At 63.8% G+C, this 16,084-nt stretch carries 15 protein-coding genes; 2 read left to right on the forward strand and 13 right to left on the reverse strand.

Going from position 1 to position 16,084, the window contains the following annotated elements; all coding sequences use genetic code 11:
- Positions 1-12: 12 nt before the first annotated feature.
- From BSQ44_RS20925 to BSQ44_RS20970, 10 genes are all read right to left on the reverse strand, one after another.
- Positions 13-894, reverse strand: a complete 882-nt coding sequence (locus BSQ44_RS20925) for a CheR family methyltransferase (protein WP_072607026.1) — start codon at positions 892-894, stop codon at positions 13-15.
- Positions 891-1,367, reverse strand: coding sequence for a chemotaxis protein CheW (locus BSQ44_RS20930; RefSeq protein ID WP_072607027.1), 477 nt, complete (start codon positions 1,365-1,367; stop codon positions 891-893). Before BSQ44_RS20930 ends, BSQ44_RS20925 begins: the two co-directional genes overlap by 4 nt.
- On the reverse strand, positions 1,364-3,580 hold the full coding sequence (locus BSQ44_RS20935; protein ID WP_072607028.1) for a chemotaxis protein CheA: 2,217 nt from the start codon (positions 3,578-3,580) through the stop codon (positions 1,364-1,366). Before BSQ44_RS20935 ends, BSQ44_RS20930 begins: the two co-directional genes overlap by 4 nt.
- A 38-nt stretch (positions 3,581-3,618) precedes the next feature.
- A complete protein-coding gene (locus BSQ44_RS20940) occupies positions 3,619-3,984 on the reverse strand; it encodes a response regulator (protein WP_072607029.1) in 366 nt (121 codons plus the stop codon).
- Between the two features lies 1 nt (position 3,985).
- On the reverse strand, positions 3,986-4,261 hold the full coding sequence (locus BSQ44_RS20945) for an STAS domain-containing protein (protein ID WP_114580010.1): 276 nt from the start codon (positions 4,259-4,261) through the stop codon (positions 3,986-3,988).
- Positions 4,262-4,282: 21 nt separating this feature from the next.
- A complete protein-coding gene (locus BSQ44_RS20950) occupies positions 4,283-5,890 on the reverse strand; it encodes a globin-coupled sensor protein (protein WP_072607031.1) in 1,608 nt (535 codons plus the stop codon).
- A 274-nt stretch (positions 5,891-6,164) separates the two neighbouring features.
- Positions 6,165-7,151, reverse strand: coding sequence for a flagellin N-terminal helical domain-containing protein (locus BSQ44_RS20955; protein WP_072607032.1), 987 nt, complete (start codon positions 7,149-7,151; stop codon positions 6,165-6,167).
- Positions 7,152-7,753: 602 nt separating this feature from the next.
- Positions 7,754-8,047, reverse strand: coding sequence for a DUF6074 family protein (locus tag BSQ44_RS20960; protein WP_072607033.1), 294 nt, complete (start codon positions 8,045-8,047; stop codon positions 7,754-7,756).
- Between the two features lie 194 nt (positions 8,048-8,241).
- Positions 8,242-9,003, reverse strand: coding sequence for an ABC transporter permease (locus BSQ44_RS20965; RefSeq protein WP_072607034.1), 762 nt, complete (start codon positions 9,001-9,003; stop codon positions 8,242-8,244).
- Positions 9,000-9,926, reverse strand: coding sequence for an ABC transporter ATP-binding protein (locus BSQ44_RS20970; RefSeq protein WP_072608197.1), 927 nt, complete (start codon positions 9,924-9,926; stop codon positions 9,000-9,002). The genes BSQ44_RS20965 and BSQ44_RS20970 overlap by 4 nt, the downstream gene beginning before the upstream one ends.
- A 388-nt stretch (positions 9,927-10,314) precedes the next feature.
- Here BSQ44_RS20970 and BSQ44_RS20975 point away from each other — a divergent pair, with 388 nt between their 5' ends.
- Positions 10,315-11,139, forward strand: coding sequence for a class I SAM-dependent methyltransferase (locus BSQ44_RS20975; RefSeq protein WP_072607035.1), 825 nt, complete (start codon positions 10,315-10,317; stop codon positions 11,137-11,139).
- Positions 11,140-11,656: 517 nt separating this feature from the next.
- Here BSQ44_RS20975 and BSQ44_RS20980 read toward each other — a convergent pair.
- A complete protein-coding gene (locus tag BSQ44_RS20980; protein WP_072607036.1) occupies positions 11,657-12,292 on the reverse strand; it encodes a TetR/AcrR family transcriptional regulator in 636 nt (211 codons plus the stop codon).
- Between the two features lie 88 nt (positions 12,293-12,380).
- On the opposite strand from BSQ44_RS20980, the gene BSQ44_RS20985 reads away from it, so the two are divergent.
- Positions 12,381-12,866, forward strand: a complete 486-nt coding sequence (locus tag BSQ44_RS20985; protein WP_072607037.1) for a cupin domain-containing protein — start codon at positions 12,381-12,383, stop codon at positions 12,864-12,866.
- Positions 12,867-13,039: 173 nt separating this feature from the next.
- Here BSQ44_RS20985 and BSQ44_RS20990 read toward each other — a convergent pair whose 3' ends face one another.
- Complete coding sequence (locus BSQ44_RS20990) at positions 13,040-14,494, reverse strand: glutamine synthetase family protein (RefSeq protein ID WP_072607038.1); 1,455 nt, start codon at positions 14,492-14,494, stop codon at positions 13,040-13,042.
- A 266-nt stretch (positions 14,495-14,760) separates the two neighbouring features.
- Positions 14,761-16,080, reverse strand: coding sequence for an aromatic ring-hydroxylating dioxygenase subunit alpha (locus tag BSQ44_RS21000; RefSeq protein ID WP_072607040.1), 1,320 nt, complete (start codon positions 16,078-16,080; stop codon positions 14,761-14,763).
- Positions 16,081-16,084 lie beyond the last annotated feature (4 nt).

Genomic DNA, 16,084 nt, shown 5'->3' on the forward strand with positions numbered 1-16,084 from the left:
CACGGACAGGCCTCACCGCACACTCCCCTTGATGTGGTGCCAGGTGGTGATGCCCTCGCACGTGAAGTAATCGGTCGCCGGCCCCGAAATCCGCTCCGAGTGGCCGATGTACAGCCAGCCATCGGGCTTCAGCACGGACGAGAAGCGCGTCCACAGGTCGGCTTGCTTCACCTTGTCGAAATAGATGACGACGTTGCGGCAGAAGACGATGTCGAACTTCTTCTGCATGGGCCACTTGGCGAACAGGTTGAGTTCGCGGAAGGAGACCAGGTCCTTCAGTTCGTCCGCCACCTGCCACTCGTCGCCGCCCACGGCCGCGCGGCGGAACCAGCGCTTGCGCAGCTCGGGCGGAACGTCGGTCAGGGCCTGGCCCGGATACTGTCCGATGCGGCCTTCCTGGATCATGTTGGGATCGATGTCCGAAGCGAGGATGCGCACGTCGTGCTTGCCCGCGTCCGGCATCATCGACAGGATGACCAGCGCGATCGAATAGGCCTCCTGCCCGTTGGAGCAACCGGCCGACCAGATACGCACCGGGGCTCCCCGCTTCGCAGCGCCGAGCAGATCGGGAAACACCGTCCGCTTCAGATGCTCGAAATGGTGCGCCTCGCGGTAGAACTTGGTGACGTTCGTGGTGAGAGCGGCCACCATGCGCTGGCGCTCGTCCAGTCCCTCCGACTTGACCACGTAGGAGCAATAGTCGCGGAAGTTCTCCAGCCCGAGCGCCCGCAGGCGCTTGGCCAGCCGCGCATAGACGAGCGCGGCCTTCGTCTCCGACAGCTGGATGCCAGCGTGATCGTGGAGGATGGCTGCGATCTGGCGGAAGTCGTCAGCGGTGAGCAGGTACTCACCCGGAACGATCCCACCCGTCCTTGACGCGGCAGTCTGGCTCAATTGAGCAATCCCGAGCTTTCGCGAGTGGACTGGAGAACGCTGTCGAGCCCGATGAGGCTGATCATGCGGCCTTCGATCGCCAGCACGCCCTTCATGAAAGCCCTTGCGAGTTCGGACGCGACGTCCGGCGTCGGCTGGATGGTCTCCGCGTTGATCGTCAGGATGTCGGACACCGCATCGACCAAGAGACCGACCGACTGGTTGCCGACCTGCGTCACGATGATGACATGGCGCGCCGTCGGCTCGGTGGAGCGGAAGCCCAGGCGCGCGGCCAGGTCGATGACCGGAAGCACGGAACCGCGCAGGTTGATGACCCCCTTCACGTATTCGGGCGAATGCGGCAGCGGCGTGGTCTGGGTCCAGCCGCGGATGTCGCGCACCGACATGATATCGACGCAGAACTCCTGTCCGCCGAGCCTGAAGGCGATGAGCTCGCTCGCCTTCGATACATCGTGTTCCTTGACGTGCATCATGCTGCATTCCTCTTGCGGTTGGCGCCGTCGGCCTTCGCCGTATCGGATCGGTTGCCGGCGACGATCGCGTCGACGTCCAGGATGACGGCGACCCGGCCATCGCCGAGAATGGTTGCCGCGGCGACGCCGAACACTTGCCCGTAGTTCGTCTCCAGGCTCTTAATGACGACCTGCTGCTGGCCGATGATTCCGTCGACCATCAGGGCGCTCTGCGCGCGGTTTTCCGACTCGACCATGATCGCGACGCTGTTGATGGGATCGGCTTCCTCTTCGCGGTAGCCGAGCTTGTTGCCGACATCGATGAGCGGGATGAAGGAGCCGCGGATCGCGATCACCTTCGCGCGCTCGCCCAGCCCGTGGACGTCCGAGGCTTTCGGCTGCAACGTCTCCACGATCGCCGTCAGCGGCACGACCAGCGTCTGCCCCGCCACGGTGACCACCATACCGTCGAGGACGGCCAGCGTCAGCGGCAGGCTGAGCGTGAACACCGTGCCCTTGCCGGGTTTGGACGAGATGCTGATGCGGCCGCCGAGGGCCTGGATGGAGCGCTTGACGACGTCCATTCCGACGCCACGCCCGGAAACGTCCGAGACGGTGCTGGCGGTCGAGAACCCCGGCGCGAAGATCAGGTCGTCGATCTCGCCGTCCGAAAGCTGGACGTCGGGCTCGATCACGCCCCTCTTGATCGCGATCTCCTTGACGCGGGCGCGGTTGATGCCGGCACCGTCGTCGGACACCTCGATGATGACCCGGCCGGACCGGTGGGCGGCCGACATGCGCACGACGCCCTGCTCGGGCTTGCCCGCCTTGACGCGCTCCTCCGGCTTTTCGAGACCGTGGTCGATGGCGTTGCGGATCATGTGCGTCAACGGATCGGCCAGACGCTCGATGACCGTCTTGTCGACCTCGCAGTTCTCGCCCTCCGTCACGAGGCGGACGGATTTGCCGGTCATGTCGGCGACTTCGCGCACGACGCGCGACATGCGCTGGAAGATCGGGCGGACCGGCTGGGCGCGGATCGCCATGACCGAGTCCTGGATCTCGCGGGTCAGCTGCTCGAGGTCGTCGAGGCCGACGGCGACTTCCGACAGCCGGGCGATGCCCGCTTCGGTGACGCGCTGCGAGAGCATCGACTGGTTGATGACGAGCTCGCCGACCAGATCGATCAGGCGGTCGACGCGGTCGAGATCGACGCGGATCGTGGTCTGCGCCGCCTGTGCCGGCTGCGCCTGCGAGTTCGCGGCCGTCAATGCCTTGGCGGGCTCGGCCGACGCGATCTCCGCGATCTTGGCCATGACCGCTTCGGGGATCAGCGGCCCCTCGCCCGCCTCCTCCGCCTTCTCGCCGACGGGAACGATCGGTTCGGGGACGAATTCGAAATTCGGGTCCGGTTCCGGCTCCGGCTCGACCGTCAAGTCGCAGTCGAACTCGACGAATTCGAAGACTTCGCGGATCTTGGCTTCCGGCTCGGTGGTGGCGAGCCGGATGTTCCACGAAAGATAGGCGCCTTCGGGATCGAGTTCGCTGAGCAGCGGCACCGCGGAAATGTCGCAGGCGATGTCGGCCTCGCCGAGCGCGGAGATCTCCCGCAGCAGCTTGATGGCGTCGTTCGCCTTCGCGTAGAGTTCGGGCTTCGGCTTGAACCAGACCTTGTAGACCCGCTGGCCGTCGTCCTGCGCATCGTCGCCGTCGCCGGCCAGCAGATCGTCGAAGGAGATGGTGATGGGGACGAAGTCGTCCTCGGGGGCGGTCTCCTGCTCCTCGGGCTCCGGCTCCGGCGCCTTGGCCGCCTTCTTGGGCTGCTTCTTCGCCGGCTTGGTTTCGGCGACTTCTGCGTTCGGATTGGCGGCACGCGTGAGTTCGTCGTGGAGCTGGGAAACGCGGGCGTCGTCCTTCTCGCCCCCGTCACGCGAAAAGCGAACCAGGTCAGCGAGCGTGTCGGAGGACCGCAGCATCAGCTTGATCAGCCCGGCATCGGGCTCGATCTGGCCGCTGCGGACGAGATCCAGCGTCGTCTCGAACGTGTGGGCGAAACGGACGAGGTCCTCCAGACCGAAGGCGCCGGCGCCGCCCTTGATGGAGTGCACCGCACGGAACACGGCGTTGACCGTATCCTCGTCGGTTTCTCCGCTCTCGATCGCGAGAAGTCCGGTTTCGAGTTCGGCAAGCTGTTCTTCGCATTCCTGGAAGAACGTCTGCTTGATCGCCGCCATCGTATCCACTGGCAAGGTCCCCCGGGGTCTTGAATGCGTTATGCCGCGACGCGGTTGATGGCGCTCACCAGCTTGACCGGATCGAAGGGCTTCACGATCCAACCGGTGGCGCCGAGACGGCGCGCGCGGTCCTTCTTGTCGTCCACGCTCTCGGTCGTGAGCACCAGGATCGGGATCGCCCGGTGACGCTCGCTGCCGCGCACGGCCTCGATGAAGCCGAAGCCGTCCATGCGCGGCATGTTGATGTCGGTGACGATCACGTCCGGCATCGAGCCGTCGAGCACTTCCAGCCCCTGCATGCCGTCCTCGGCCTGCAGGACATCCATGCCGGCGTCGATAAGCGCCGCCCGGAGCATTTCCCGTATGGTCCTAGAATCGTCTACCGTCAGAACTGTCTTCTTCATCTCAAGCATTCCTCGCAGAAAAATTGGCCGGCTCGAGCCCGGCGATCCCAAGTCGCTCGACCAGCACAGGAGAGGGTCGGGCCAGCTCGAATTCCATGCCGTCGTTGACCCAGGTCGCGACGGCCGACAGAAGCACCTGAATACACTGGGCGCCGATCTTCTCGACCTTCGATCCATCGACGGAGACGTCCTTGCCCCGGGCCGCCATCAGATCGGCGGCGAGCGGCGCGGCTGCCGTGATGTCGAGCACGGGCGGAAGAGAAACGGTCGCGGCCATGTCTGATTTCATCCCCATCGCTTAGAATTCTTCCCAGCCATCCTGCTCGGCGGCCGGCTTCAGCGCAGTGTTTCCGCGCACGGGAGCGGCGGCGGCAGCCTTCGGGCGCGATGCCGGTCTCGCTGCGGACGAAGGCGCGCGCGCCGGCGCCGGTCTTGCCTGCCCCGAGACGGAGAAGCTGGCGATCGCGCGGACGAGTTCCCCCGCTTCGTTGCGCAGCGAATGGACGGCCGCGGTGGTTTCCTCGACCATCGCCGCGTTCTGCTGCGTCGCCTGGTCCATGTGCGAGATGGCGGTGTTGATTTCCGCCAGACCGGTGGACTGTTCCCTGGACGAGGAGGCCATGCCGGCGACGAGCTGATCGATCTCGATGACCTGGCTGATGATGCGCTCCGACACCTTGCCGGTCTGGTCCATGAGCTTCACGCCGTTCTCGACATGGGTCGTGCTGTTCTGGATCAGCGACTTGATCTCCTTGGCGGCCTCCGCCGAGCGCTGCGCCAGCGCGCGGACTTCCTGAGCGACAACAGCGAAGCCGCGGCCGGCTTCGCCTGCACGTGCCGCCTCGACGCCGGCGTTGAGGGCGAGGAGATTGGTCTGGAACGCGATCTCGTCGATGACGCCGATGATCTGCGAAATCTCGTGCGCCGACTTCTCGATGCTAGCCATCGCGGCAACCGCGTCGGTCATGATCTTGCCCGACCTGTCGGCGTCCTGGCGAGCCGCGACCACCTTCTCGGCAGCCGCGTTGGCGCCTTCGGAAGACCGTTTGACGCTGGCGGTCAGTTCCTCGACCGCCGCGGCGGTCTCCTCGAGGCTCGCCGCCTGCTGCTCGGTGCGGCGGGAAAGATCGTCGGACGCCTGACCGATCTCGTCGCAGCTGCCGCCGATGCTGTTGGAGACCTGGGAGACGTTCGCGATCGCGGTCTCGAGCCCGTTCGCCATCAGGTTGAAATCGGCCCGCAGCGTTTCGAACTCGTCACCCAGCGGCGTGTCGATGCGCGCACGCAGGTCTCCCTTCGCCAGCGTGGAGAGTGCCAGTCTGATCGCCTGCAGGGCATTGTCCTGCCGGTCCTTCGCTTCCTGCTTTTCGGCATCCGCCTTGGCCTTCTCCTGCTCAAGCGCGAGAAGATAGGTCGAGATGGCGAGATCCATGTCGAGGAGCACCGCCTTCATGAGGCTCGAAACCGATGCCGCCATGGCAGTGTGGCCGCCGTTCCGCGCGCCGAACCGGGGCCACTGATCAGCGATGAGGGCGCCGAGCAGCTTTTCGGCGATCAGCGCATAGCCGCCGATGTACCAGCGCGGCTCGAGGCCGAGGCGTGCATGAGTGTTGCCGATCGTGGTGACCGCGTCGGCATAGGCGGAGCCGAACTGCGCGTCGGCGATGACGTTCCAGTGCTTCTCCTGCCGGTTCTTGGCGCTCGCGACGTGGGATTCGCCGGAGAAGAACTTCGACGTGGCCGGGTTGGCGCGCGCCTTGGCGTAGAAGGCATCGAGCGCCGGGCCGATCGACTTCGCGATGAGTGGTTTCAACTTCTGCAGACTCGCCCGCGCGCTCGCGTCGAGGTCCATAAATTCCAGACGCTCGGCAACATGCTGGTCGTTGCCGCGAGACAGAGCCGTCATCCGCGTGATCCTGAAGAGACTGAGATGGACATGCCGAAGGAACCGGCGGAAGAGCGCGGCTTCATGCCTTTGGCGTCAAACGTCCAAGCCCCCGCCAGAAGGTTTGACACGCAATAGTTTAACACCTGTTAACATGATCGCCGCTCCGGAAAATTGGTGGTAGACCAATGAATGGAGCCCCACGATCATTCGGACTGGGGGTTATGGCCAAAGAAAACCCCGGCGCGAAGGCCGGGGTTCAGATACGGATGAAGCGTGCAGGCTCAGTGGCTTACTAGCCCTGGAAGAGCGAGAGGATGCCCTGAACGCTGGCGTTGGCGATGGAGAGGCCCTGGATGCCGAGCTGCTGCTGGACCTGCAAGGCCTGGAGCCGGGTGGATTCCTCGTTCATGTCGGCATCCACCAGCGCACCCACGCCGCGATCGATCGCGTCCATGAGGTTGTTGACGAAGCTCACCTGGAGATCGACGCGCTTTTTTGCCGCACCGAGATCGCTGGCCGCGATGGTCATGCGCGAGATCGAGTCGTCGACGCCGGCGATGTAGTTGTCGAGGAGCGAGAGATCGGCGGCGTTGTTGGTCAGCGTCGAGATATCGAGGGTCGAGACGGTGAAGGTCGTGATCGAGGTGTTGGTGATCCTTGCACCGGTGTCTGCGTCGTAGTTGGCGTCGAGGATGCCGACGCCGGTTTCGACATCGCCCACGCCTGCCGGCGCCACATCGACCGCGGAATCGTAGAGCTTGATGGAGTCGGTGTTGATCGTGATGGTGGAGACCGAGACCGTGCCGTCCGACGCTCTCGTGAAGGAAGCCACCATGGACTTGCTGGAGTTGTAGTCCGTCGAGTCCGAATCGACCGACAGCCAGTTCTCTCCCGCGAAGGACGAGGTTGCCGCGTTTCCGACCAGCTGGCCCTGCAGCGCGGTGATTTCCGCCTGGATCTTGGAGCGGTCGACGCCGGGCTCGCGGGCAGCCACCAGCTTGGCCTTGATCTCGTCCACCACCTTGATGGTTTCGTTGACGCCGGTGTAGGCGATGTCGATCTTGGCGGCGCCGAGGCCCAGCGCGTCCTGGACGGTGAGCAGCGCCTTGTTGTCGGAGCGCATCGTGGTGGCGATGGACCAGTAGGCCGCGTTGTCGGCGGCGGAGCCGACCCGGTACCCGGTGGAGATGCGAGCCTGCGTCGTCTCCAACATCTTGTTGGTCGCCTGAAGGCTCTTCAGCGCGGTCATCGCAGCGGCGTTGGTCAGAATACTGGACACGCTAAGCCCCTCTTGTGATCGGTCCCGTCACTACCGGACCATTTCCCGTCTTCCACGCGGTTGAGGTTTTCCGATTCGCGGGCCAAACCCCTGACGCGTCTTAATCTTTGTGAATGAACGTACTTAACAAAACGTAAACCGGCTTTTGACCGGCGCGCGGCGGGGGCGGGTAAGGTATGCGGATGACGGCCGAACCTTCGAAAACGGGCGGAAAACCGGGCTCTCACCGGGGATCGGCGGTGAACGAAGGTCTATTTCGAGGCTTAACGCGCCGGCAAGCTTGGTTAACCGGGCGGGGGGTCCGCGTTACCGATAGTGTCAGGGAATTCGGTCCGTTCGCATGGCACGACGTGGCCATTCTGATTCGCGATCGCCCGGAGCGTTCGCGACATGATCGCCTGCGCTTCCTTCAGCCGACCCGTCACTGGGCAGTGTTGAGGCAGGCGCACCCCTCGCCCCGTGGTGGTGCATCGGCCGAAACGAAAACGGCGCGCTGCCTTTGAGATCGGGCAGCGCGCCGGTGGATGGTTTGAAGTCAGGTCTTGGGGCCGGGCGAATTCAGTTCGGCTGCCCGGCTTTCGGGGGCCGCGACGCCGCTACGGTCAGCCGACGGTTTCGCTGGCCTCGAGGAACATCACTTCGAGTTCGAGTTCGACCTGGTGGAAGAATGCGCCGACCAGTTCGTCCTGCTCGTCTTCGCTCAATCCGAAATCCGCCAGTTCGGCGAAGTACTGCCGTGCCAGGGCATGGCGGAAATCATCGGCATCGTCGGTGTCGGCAATGACGGCGAGCGTCGTGGCGGCGCGGCGCACCTCGGCCGTGCGGCGCCAGAGCGGGAAGACGTTTATGCGGCATTCGACGGTTTCCGTTTCGACGACGTTCAGTTCAACGCTCACGATACTTCTCTCCATACATCGACGCCGCACGAGCCGGAGGTCCGGCGGTGTGGTTCCTGCGGCCGGTCCGTCGCCTCGCGGCGACCGGCCGGGCAATCCGGTGCCGAATCGCTTTGCGACCGGCGATTGCGAGATTGCTTGGAGAATGTTGATGGAAGGTTAGCGCGGACGGCCGCGGGCGAGCGGCCGGCCGTTCAGGTCTTCAGCTTGTAGCCGGTGCGGAAGATCCAGGCGACGATGGCCAGGCAGGCGGCGAGGAAGGCCAGCGTCATGCCGAGGCTGACGACGACGTTGACGTCCGACTGGCCGTAGAAGCTCCAGCGGAAACCGCTGACCAGATAGACCACCGGATTGAACAGTGTGACCGTGCGCCAGAACGGCGGCAGCATGTCGATCGAATAGAAGCTTCCGCCCAGGAAGGTGAGCGGGGTGACGATGAGCAGCGGCACCAGCTGCAACTTTTCGAAGCCGTCGGCCCAGATGCCGATGATGAAGCCGAACAGGCTGAAGGTGAAGGCGGTGAGCACCAGGAACAGCAGCATGACAGCCGGGTGCATGATCTGCATGGGCACGAACAGGAACGCCGTCGCCAGGATGATGAGCCCGAGGATGATCGACTTGGTCGCCGCCGCGCCGACGAAGGCGATGACGATCTCGAAATAGGAGATCGGTGCCGACAGGAGCTCGTAGATCGTGCCGACGAATTTCGGGAAATAGATGCCGAAGGCGGCGTTCGAGATACTCTGGGTCAGGAGCGACAGCATGATCAGCCCCGGCACGATGAAGGCGCCGTAAGAGATGCCGTCGATCTCCTCGATGCGCGAGCCGATCGCGGCGCCGAAGACCACGAAATAGAGCGACGTGGAGATGACCGGGGAAACGATGCTCTGAAGCAGCGTCCGGCGGGTGCGGGCCATCTCCTGCCGGTAGATGGCCCAGACGGCGTGACCGTTCATTGCCGCTCCCTCACGAGGCTGACGAAAATCTGTTCCAGCGTGCTCTGCCGCGTCTCAAGATCCCGGAACCGGATGCCGGCGCCGTCGAGATCGCGGAGGAGCCGCGTGATGCCGGTGCGGTCGGCGCGCGTGTCGTAAGTGTAGGTCAGTGCCTCGCCGTCCTCCGAGAGTTCGAGATCGTAGCCCGCGAGACTTTCGGGAATGGTGGCGAGCGGCTCCTTGAGCTGCACCGTCAGTTCCTTGCCGCCGAGCTTGCGCATCAGCTCGGCCTTCTCCTCGACCAGGATGATCTCTCCCTTCGAGATGACGCCGACGCGGTCGGCCATCTCCTCGGCTTCCTCGATGTAGTGCGTGGTGAGGATGATGGTGACGCCGGAGGCTTTCAGCCCGCGCACCATCTCCCACATGTCGCGCCTGAGTTCCACGTCGACGCCGGCCGTCGGCTCGTCGAGGAAGAGGATGCGCGGCTCGTGCGACAGCGCCTTGGCGATCAGCAGCCGGCGCTTCATGCCGCCCGACAGGGCGACGATCTTATCGTCCTTCTTGTCCCACAACGAAAGCTGCCGCAGCACCTTTTCCAGATGCGCCGGGTCCGGCGGCTTGCCGAACAGGCCGCGGCTGTAGCTGATCGTCGCCCACACCGTCTCGAAGGCATCGGTGGTGAGCTCCTGCGGCACCAGCCCGATCATCGCGCGCGCCTTGCGGTACTCGGCGACGTTGTCGTGGCCAGCGACCAGGATGGTTCCCGACGACTTGTTGACGATGCCGCAGATGATGGAGATCAACGTCGTCTTGCCGGCGCCGTTCGGCCCCAGCAGCGCGAAGATCTCGCCCTCGCGGATTTCCAGGTCGACGCTCTTCAGCGCCTGGAAACCGGATGCGTAATGCTTGGAGACGTTCTGGACGGAGATGACGGGATTCATGGCGCCCATGTAGGAGACCTGCGGCGTTTTGTCAGCAGGCACGGTGTTGGGCCAGTGGAGGCTGCTGACAATTCAATGGAGCAGGCACCGATGTACCGACAGGTCGAGCGCGGCGCGCGGATTCTCACCGCCGTCCAGTCGCCGCCGGGTTGTCAGGTGGCGCCTCGAGGGGTGAGGCAGGCAGAGATTGAAACAGAATGCTATGCTTCTGTTTCAGATTGACGGTTTTCGCGGGCGAGAAGGAAGCCCGAGCCTGTGCTATTCTGCTTCCTGAAAGCGATCTTCACCGCGACGGACCCATGAACCCACCCGGACGTTTGAAGTTGAAAAAAGGTCTCTTCGAAACTCCGACTTCGCCGTGCAACGAGGAGACGAAACATTGCCCAAAATGCAGGAACCCGACACCTTCGCAGCGTTGGAAAGGCGTGAATGGGCTGATGCTAGAGTTGCGCATTCCTACGCTCGGGTCTTTGCGAAAGCGGCGGATATGGTGGTGCCGTACTTGGTTAAAGCTGTCGAGGCTAAACCCGGCATCAAAGCCCTCGACCTGTGCTGCGGACACGGCAACGTGACCTCCGGACTGGTCAAAGCCGGCGCCCAAACTACTGGCCTCGATTTCTCACCTGCCATGCTTGACATGGCACGCGTTGCTGTCCCGGAGGCCCGGTTTGTTGAAGGCGATGCCATGGCCTTGGATTTTGACAATGAGTCTTTTGATGCCATTACAATCGGCTTTGGGATGCCGCATGTGCCTGACCCTCCAAGAGTCGTGGCAGAAGCGCGCCGTGTTCTGCGGTCCGGTGGACGACTAGCGTTTTCGGTGTGGTGTGGGCCGGACGTGGATACTGCCCTTGGCTATGTTTTTGGTGCAATTGGTCGATACGGTGCCTCCGACATTGCATTGCCGCCGGGGCCCGGTGCGAATGACTATGCCGATCCAGTTCTGGCATTTGCGGTTCTGGAGGCAGCCGGATTCGCGGACTGCCGCCAATTTACGGTCGCCTCAGGGTGGCAGATAAGTGATCCCGGCGCGCCTTATGATTTCTTCCGCAATGGCACGGCAAGGGGCGGTGCGTTGTTACGACCTCAGCCCCCAGAAAACGCAGCGGCCATCCGAGCGGCGGTGATCGCCAAGGTGCTGGAAAAACACGGGGAAGGACCTTCATGGAACGTTCCGATCCCCGCTGTGGTGACTGTTGCAGTCGCGGTGTAGATGAAAACTGAAACGTGATTAGAGATTCTGCTTCAGAATCGAACGCCAGAGATAGAACCCGGCCATTCTGCCCGATTTCGGCAAACGGAAAATAGTCTCTCAATAGAGCCCGGTCCCACGGTCTTCTCGTACGCCAGCCTCGACCTCTTCTATCGCTTCGGTCATAGCCCCATGCGAAAGGAATATGTGTGCGAGGGTTGGGACGTCTGACGTATCCGGCCATGCGTCTGGCTGCCACACTTTTCCCCGAACGAAAGCCTTTGGGCAATGGCACATCACCCTCTCGACTCGTGGCAGAAGGACGAGTTCAGCCGGACGACCATTGACCGCGAAGTCCTGCGCGAGAACCGTACCCTTTCCACTCGCCCGTAGAGTGTCGCGGTGCCTAGGAATGATGAATATCAAGCCAATATTTGGGTTCTCGAAGACATTTTCAAACGTGTCCATCCGCCTGAATGAAGCAGAATTCACACTTCTGTTTCACTCTGCGCTGACAAGCCTCATCTGCTTTTTTGCATCACAATCCGCTTGGGTCGTGTTTCATCAAATCGGACCCGGGTTCAAAGTCTTCCGCGGTCCCGAGTGTGCCGACGACAAGTGTTTCCACCATATGCGCGATGGTCGCGCGCGCAGTCGCGGGATCTGCCTGAGCTACATCAAGCAGGGCAATCATGGCCTCGGTGCCGGTCGCCACTGACAATTCTCGCACGAGCCGTTCGCACGCCTCATCCCCGATCTTGTGACGCACTTCCTGCAAGGCGGAACGAAACATGGTGATGCGACGCCCGCCGCGAGTGGGCGCCTGATGGTCCAACCGCCAACTTTCCAGCCACCGTGACAGGAAACTCCGAAATTCGGCCTCGTGCTCGATGGCTTGGTCGAAAAAGAACAACGCAACGGCGCGCACCCGCGCCTGCGTGCTGAAGCAATCCCGAACGATGTCTTCGTAAGGGATGACACTAACGTCAAGTCCAGCCTCGGCGGCCAGCACGGAAGGGTCTGAGAAGTACCTGTAGGCTGTCGCCCGAGAGATGTTCGCGGCCTTCGCAACGGCAGGGATCGTCAAAGTCGCCTTTTCAGACAGGAGGCGTCGTGCGGTCGCGAGAAGCGCTTCGCGGGTGCGTGATTTTTGCGCATGGCGTTCGAATGACACGAAGGCATCTCCGGTAATGAGACTATTGTCTCGTAACGATACATGTGTATTATGAGCAGGTATTGTCAACATGTTCAAGGAGAGAACCATGGCCGATCCCGCACGAGACTCGACTGCGCGGCCCCGCCGCTACGAAGCGCTCGGCATCCTGATGACGTTCCACGCATTCCCAGCCGAGGTGTCTGACAAGTATTGCCTTGTCGAATGCGTTGTTCCTCCGGGTCTGGGCGCTCCGCCGAACAGTCACGCCGGCGAAACAGAGACTTTTTTCATTATGGATGGCGAACTGGAGTTCATGGTCGAGGGCAAAGCCATTCGAGGCAGGGCTGGCGAGAGCGTCCGGGTTCCCGACGGGGCAGTGCATGCTTTTTCGGCCGTGGGGCCGGCACCCGCTCGCGTCCTGATCGTCAACGCGCCCGGCCACATGCACGAAGGCTTCTTTACTGAGCTTGGCGCACAGGTCACCGACGACCGGACTCAGCCAGCACCGATGGACGGCCCCCCAGACGTGGCTCGCGTCGTGCAAGTGGCCGAGAAGTGGGGTATGACCATCATGACGCCGGCGGAAGCTTGACCCAGCACCCAAGGGAGGGGCGACCGATGGACGCCGCCTCTCCCCAGAGACGGGACAAGTTACCCTCGTTCACTGGCGTACCAGTCAAAAACAGAACTCTCAATTCTGCTTCATCCAGCATCCCTTCGGGTAGAGCACCAGTGGAATTGCGGATACCGGAGCGTCCGCCCCCCTCAAAACAGCGAAAAATACTCCCGCTGCTCCCATTCCGAGACCGTCATGAGATAGCGGTCCCATTCGGCGCGCTTGATGCGGGTGAGCCAGGCGACGGTGTCGGGGCCGAGCCTGTCCTTGTAGAATTCGCTCATTTCGAAGCGTTCGATGGCGGCGATCAGGCTCTTCGGCAGGAGGGCGGCGGCGCTTTCGTAGGGGCTCTCGACCGGCGGCGGGGCGGAGAGCCCGCGCTCGATGCCGTCGAGGCCGCAAAGGATCTGCGAGGCGAAGTAGAGGTAGGGGTTGGCGGCCGGCTCGGCGACGCGGTTCTCGATGCGGCTGGCGCGATCGCCCGGCTCCATCAGGCCGCGGATCATGGCGCCCTTGTTGTCGCGGCCCCACTGGATGCGGTCGGGCGCGAGCTGGAACGGCTGGTAGCGCTTGTAGCCGTTGACCGTCGGCGTGGTCAGAAGACACGTCTCGGCGGCGTGGTCGAGCAGGCCGGCAATCCAGCCGCTCGCGGTGTCCGACAGCGTGCCGTCGGCGTGCGGCATGAAGAGGTTTGCGCCGGTCGCCGCATCCACCACCGACTGGTGCAGGTGCCAACCGCTCGCCATGCCGTTGTCGACCTTCGGCCGGCACATGAAGGTGGCGTGCAAGCCTTTTCGCGCGCAGACCTGCTTCACCAGCGAACGGAACAGCATCATGGCGTCGGCATGCGCCATCGGCGCGTCCGGCTCGAAGGTGAACTCGCACTGGCTGGGGCCGAACTCGGCCTCCATGGAGCGCACGGGCGGGCCGAGCTGCTGGCAGGCGCGGCGCAGATCGTCCATCACCTCCTCCAGCGCGTCGTAGCGGGCGTCGGTGAGGAGCTGGTAGCCATGCGAAAGCAGGCTCGTCTCGGGCGGCGAAGCCGGCATGCCGCCATCGGTATGCGCGAGCCTCGGATCGGCGAGGCGGTAGACGTGGAACTCCACCTCGAGGCCGCAGACCAGGCGCCTGCCCGTGGCGGCGAGACGGTCGATCGCCTTGCGCAGGATGGCGCGGGAGGAGATGGGGATCGGCGCGCCGTCCTTGTGGAAGAGGTCGCAGAGCAGCCAACCTGAATGCGGCGACCAGGGCAGGACGCGGAAGGTCGCCGGGTCCGGCACCATGAGGATGTCGCTGGCCCCGGTGAGCATGCCGTCGCCGAACCCGATGTCGCCGCTCCAGACCGGAAAAGCGGTCCGGTGCGAGGTGTCCTTCAGGAGCAGCGTCGAGGTGACCGCCACGCCGTTGCGGAAGGCCGAGGCGAGGCCGGAGGCAACCACGGTCTTGCCACGCAGGACGCCGTGCTGATCGGCAAAGAGGATGCGGATGGTCTCGAGGTTTTCCGAGGCAACGCGGGCGATGACGTCCTCGGCGAGGCGGAGCTGGTCGTCGGAAAGAAGGGCGTGGGCGGATGTGAAGCCGCCCGTCACTTGTCCAGCGTTCATGCGCGGGGCTCCGGACGGGGATTTGCGCGAAACCGCCGTAGAATTGGGCGCTCCGAGGTCCCCCCCTCTGCCCTGTCGGGGATCTCCCCCTCCAGGGGGGAGATCAGCGGCTTCGCTGTCCAGGCCCGTTCTGCAACATCCGAGGACGGCGGAGATCGCAGCGGCAAGTGATCTCCCCCCTTGAGGGGGAGATGCCCGTCAGGGCAGAGGGGGGTGAAGCCGAACGCGTTCATGATCGAAAGATTTCCGGTACGATGCGGCTGCCGCTACAGCGCCGCCGGCCATTCGCACGCCGCGCGGCGGGTGCGGTCGGCTTGCGGCCAGAGGTCTTCCCAGGCGTCGGTCGGGCCCATGGCGTCGATGGAGACGGGGCCGCGTACCGCTTCCACCTCGGGCGCATCGCCGCGCATCGGCAAGGTGGACAGATCGCCTTCCTTCACGCTTTTGATCGCCGCCAGCAGCTTGCGGCGGTTTTTCATGATGGCGACGTCGGTGCGGCCGAGATGCTCGTCGGTGCGGTCCTGGATGCGGCCCATGGATTCCACCGCCCACTGGTCGTGCACGTTGATGTCGAGCCCCATGCCCGTATAGGTCAGGCTCTCCTGCTCGTCGGGATTGTAGCCGTAGTTGTTGCGCTTGTTCTTGAGCGGCGCGTAGTCCGGCAGGCGGTGTTCCTTCATGCGTTGCTCGCGCATCAGTGTCTTGTTCACCGGTTTGCCGAAGCTCGTGAACATGGAGTACCAGTAGCAGGTCTCGTCGTCGACGGGCACGTGCCACTGGGTGATCGTCATCTCGTTGGACATCGGGATGCAGATCGCCTCCGGAAAGATCTGGTTGGTGACGCGCACGTGGCTGCGCCCGTCCTTCATGTGGCGAAGCGAGATCAGCCGCAGCCCGAAATCGGTCTCCTCGACGCGGATGTCGGGGCGCGGATATTCGCGCAGGAGCTGCGTCATCGGCATCTCCGTGTTGCCGGCCTTGTCGCGGAACTGCTTGCCATAGCCTTCCGACGGATCCTCGTCCTGCAGGAAGCGGTGCAGGAAGGAGGCATGCGCGGGATCGATGCCGACCTCCATCGCCTGCAGCCAGTTGCACTCCCACAGGCCCTTGAAGGCGAAGACGTGGCTGTCGGGCGCGGCGAAGCAGTCGAGCGCCGGGAATGGCGGCGGGTCGCCGGGGCCCATGTAGGCGAAGACGATGCCGTTCTTCTCGACCACGGGATAGGAGACGGCGCGGATGTTCTCGTGCATGCGGCTGCCTTCCGGCTCGCCCGGTTGTTCGACGCACTGGCCGGTGCGGTCGAAGTGCCAGCCGTGGAAGGGGCAGCGCAGGCCATTGTCCTCGCGCCGCCCGTAGCAGAGATCGGCCCCGCGGTGCGGGCAGTGGCGGCCGATGAGGCCGAGCGCGCCCTCGTTGTCGCGGAAGAGAACGAGGTCTTCGCCGAGCAGCCGCACCGGCACGACGGGCCGCGCCGACATCAGCTCGTCCGAGAGCGCGGCCGGCTGCCAGTAGAGCCGCAGCACCGAGCCGGCGCCGGTTCCGGGCCCCACCCGCGTGAGAAGGTCGTTCTGTTCCTGGCTCATCATGGCT

The organism is Aquibium oceanicum (genome assembly GCF_001889605.1).
Classification (GTDB): Bacteria; Pseudomonadota; Alphaproteobacteria; order Rhizobiales; family Rhizobiaceae; genus Aquibium; species Aquibium oceanicum.

Excerpts from the sequence above, each read along its gene's own strand:
- BSQ44_RS20930 (WP_072607027.1), bottom strand. The coding sequence starts at position 1,367 with ATGATGCACGTCAAGGAACACGATGTATCGAAGGCGAGCGAGCTCATC.
- BSQ44_RS20935 (WP_072607028.1), bottom strand. The coding sequence starts at position 3,580 with ATGGCGGCGATCAAGCAGACGTTCTTCCAGGAATGCGAAGAACAGCTT.
- BSQ44_RS20940 (WP_072607029.1), bottom strand. The coding sequence starts at position 3,984 with ATGAAGAAGACAGTTCTGACGGTAGACGATTCTAGGACCATACGGGAA.
- BSQ44_RS20945 (WP_114580010.1), bottom strand. The coding sequence starts at position 4,261 with ATGGCCGCGACCGTTTCTCTTCCGCCCGTGCTCGACATCACGGCAGCC.
- BSQ44_RS20950 (WP_072607031.1), bottom strand. The coding sequence starts at position 5,890 with ATGACGGCTCTGTCTCGCGGCAACGACCAGCATGTTGCCGAGCGTCTG.
- BSQ44_RS20965 (WP_072607034.1), bottom strand. The coding sequence starts at position 9,003 with ATGAACGGTCACGCCGTCTGGGCCATCTACCGGCAGGAGATGGCCCGC.
- BSQ44_RS20970 (WP_072608197.1), bottom strand. The coding sequence starts at position 9,926 with ATGAATCCCGTCATCTCCGTCCAGAACGTCTCCAAGCATTACGCATCC.
- BSQ44_RS20975 (WP_072607035.1), top strand. The coding sequence starts at position 10,315 with ATGCAGGAACCCGACACCTTCGCAGCGTTGGAAAGGCGTGAATGGGCT.
- BSQ44_RS20985 (WP_072607037.1), top strand. The coding sequence starts at position 12,381 with ATGGCCGATCCCGCACGAGACTCGACTGCGCGGCCCCGCCGCTACGAA.
- BSQ44_RS20990 (WP_072607038.1), bottom strand. The coding sequence starts at position 14,494 with ATGAACGCTGGACAAGTGACGGGCGGCTTCACATCCGCCCACGCCCTT.
- BSQ44_RS21000 (WP_072607040.1), bottom strand. The coding sequence starts at position 16,080 with ATGATGAGCCAGGAACAGAACGACCTTCTCACGCGGGTGGGGCCCGGA.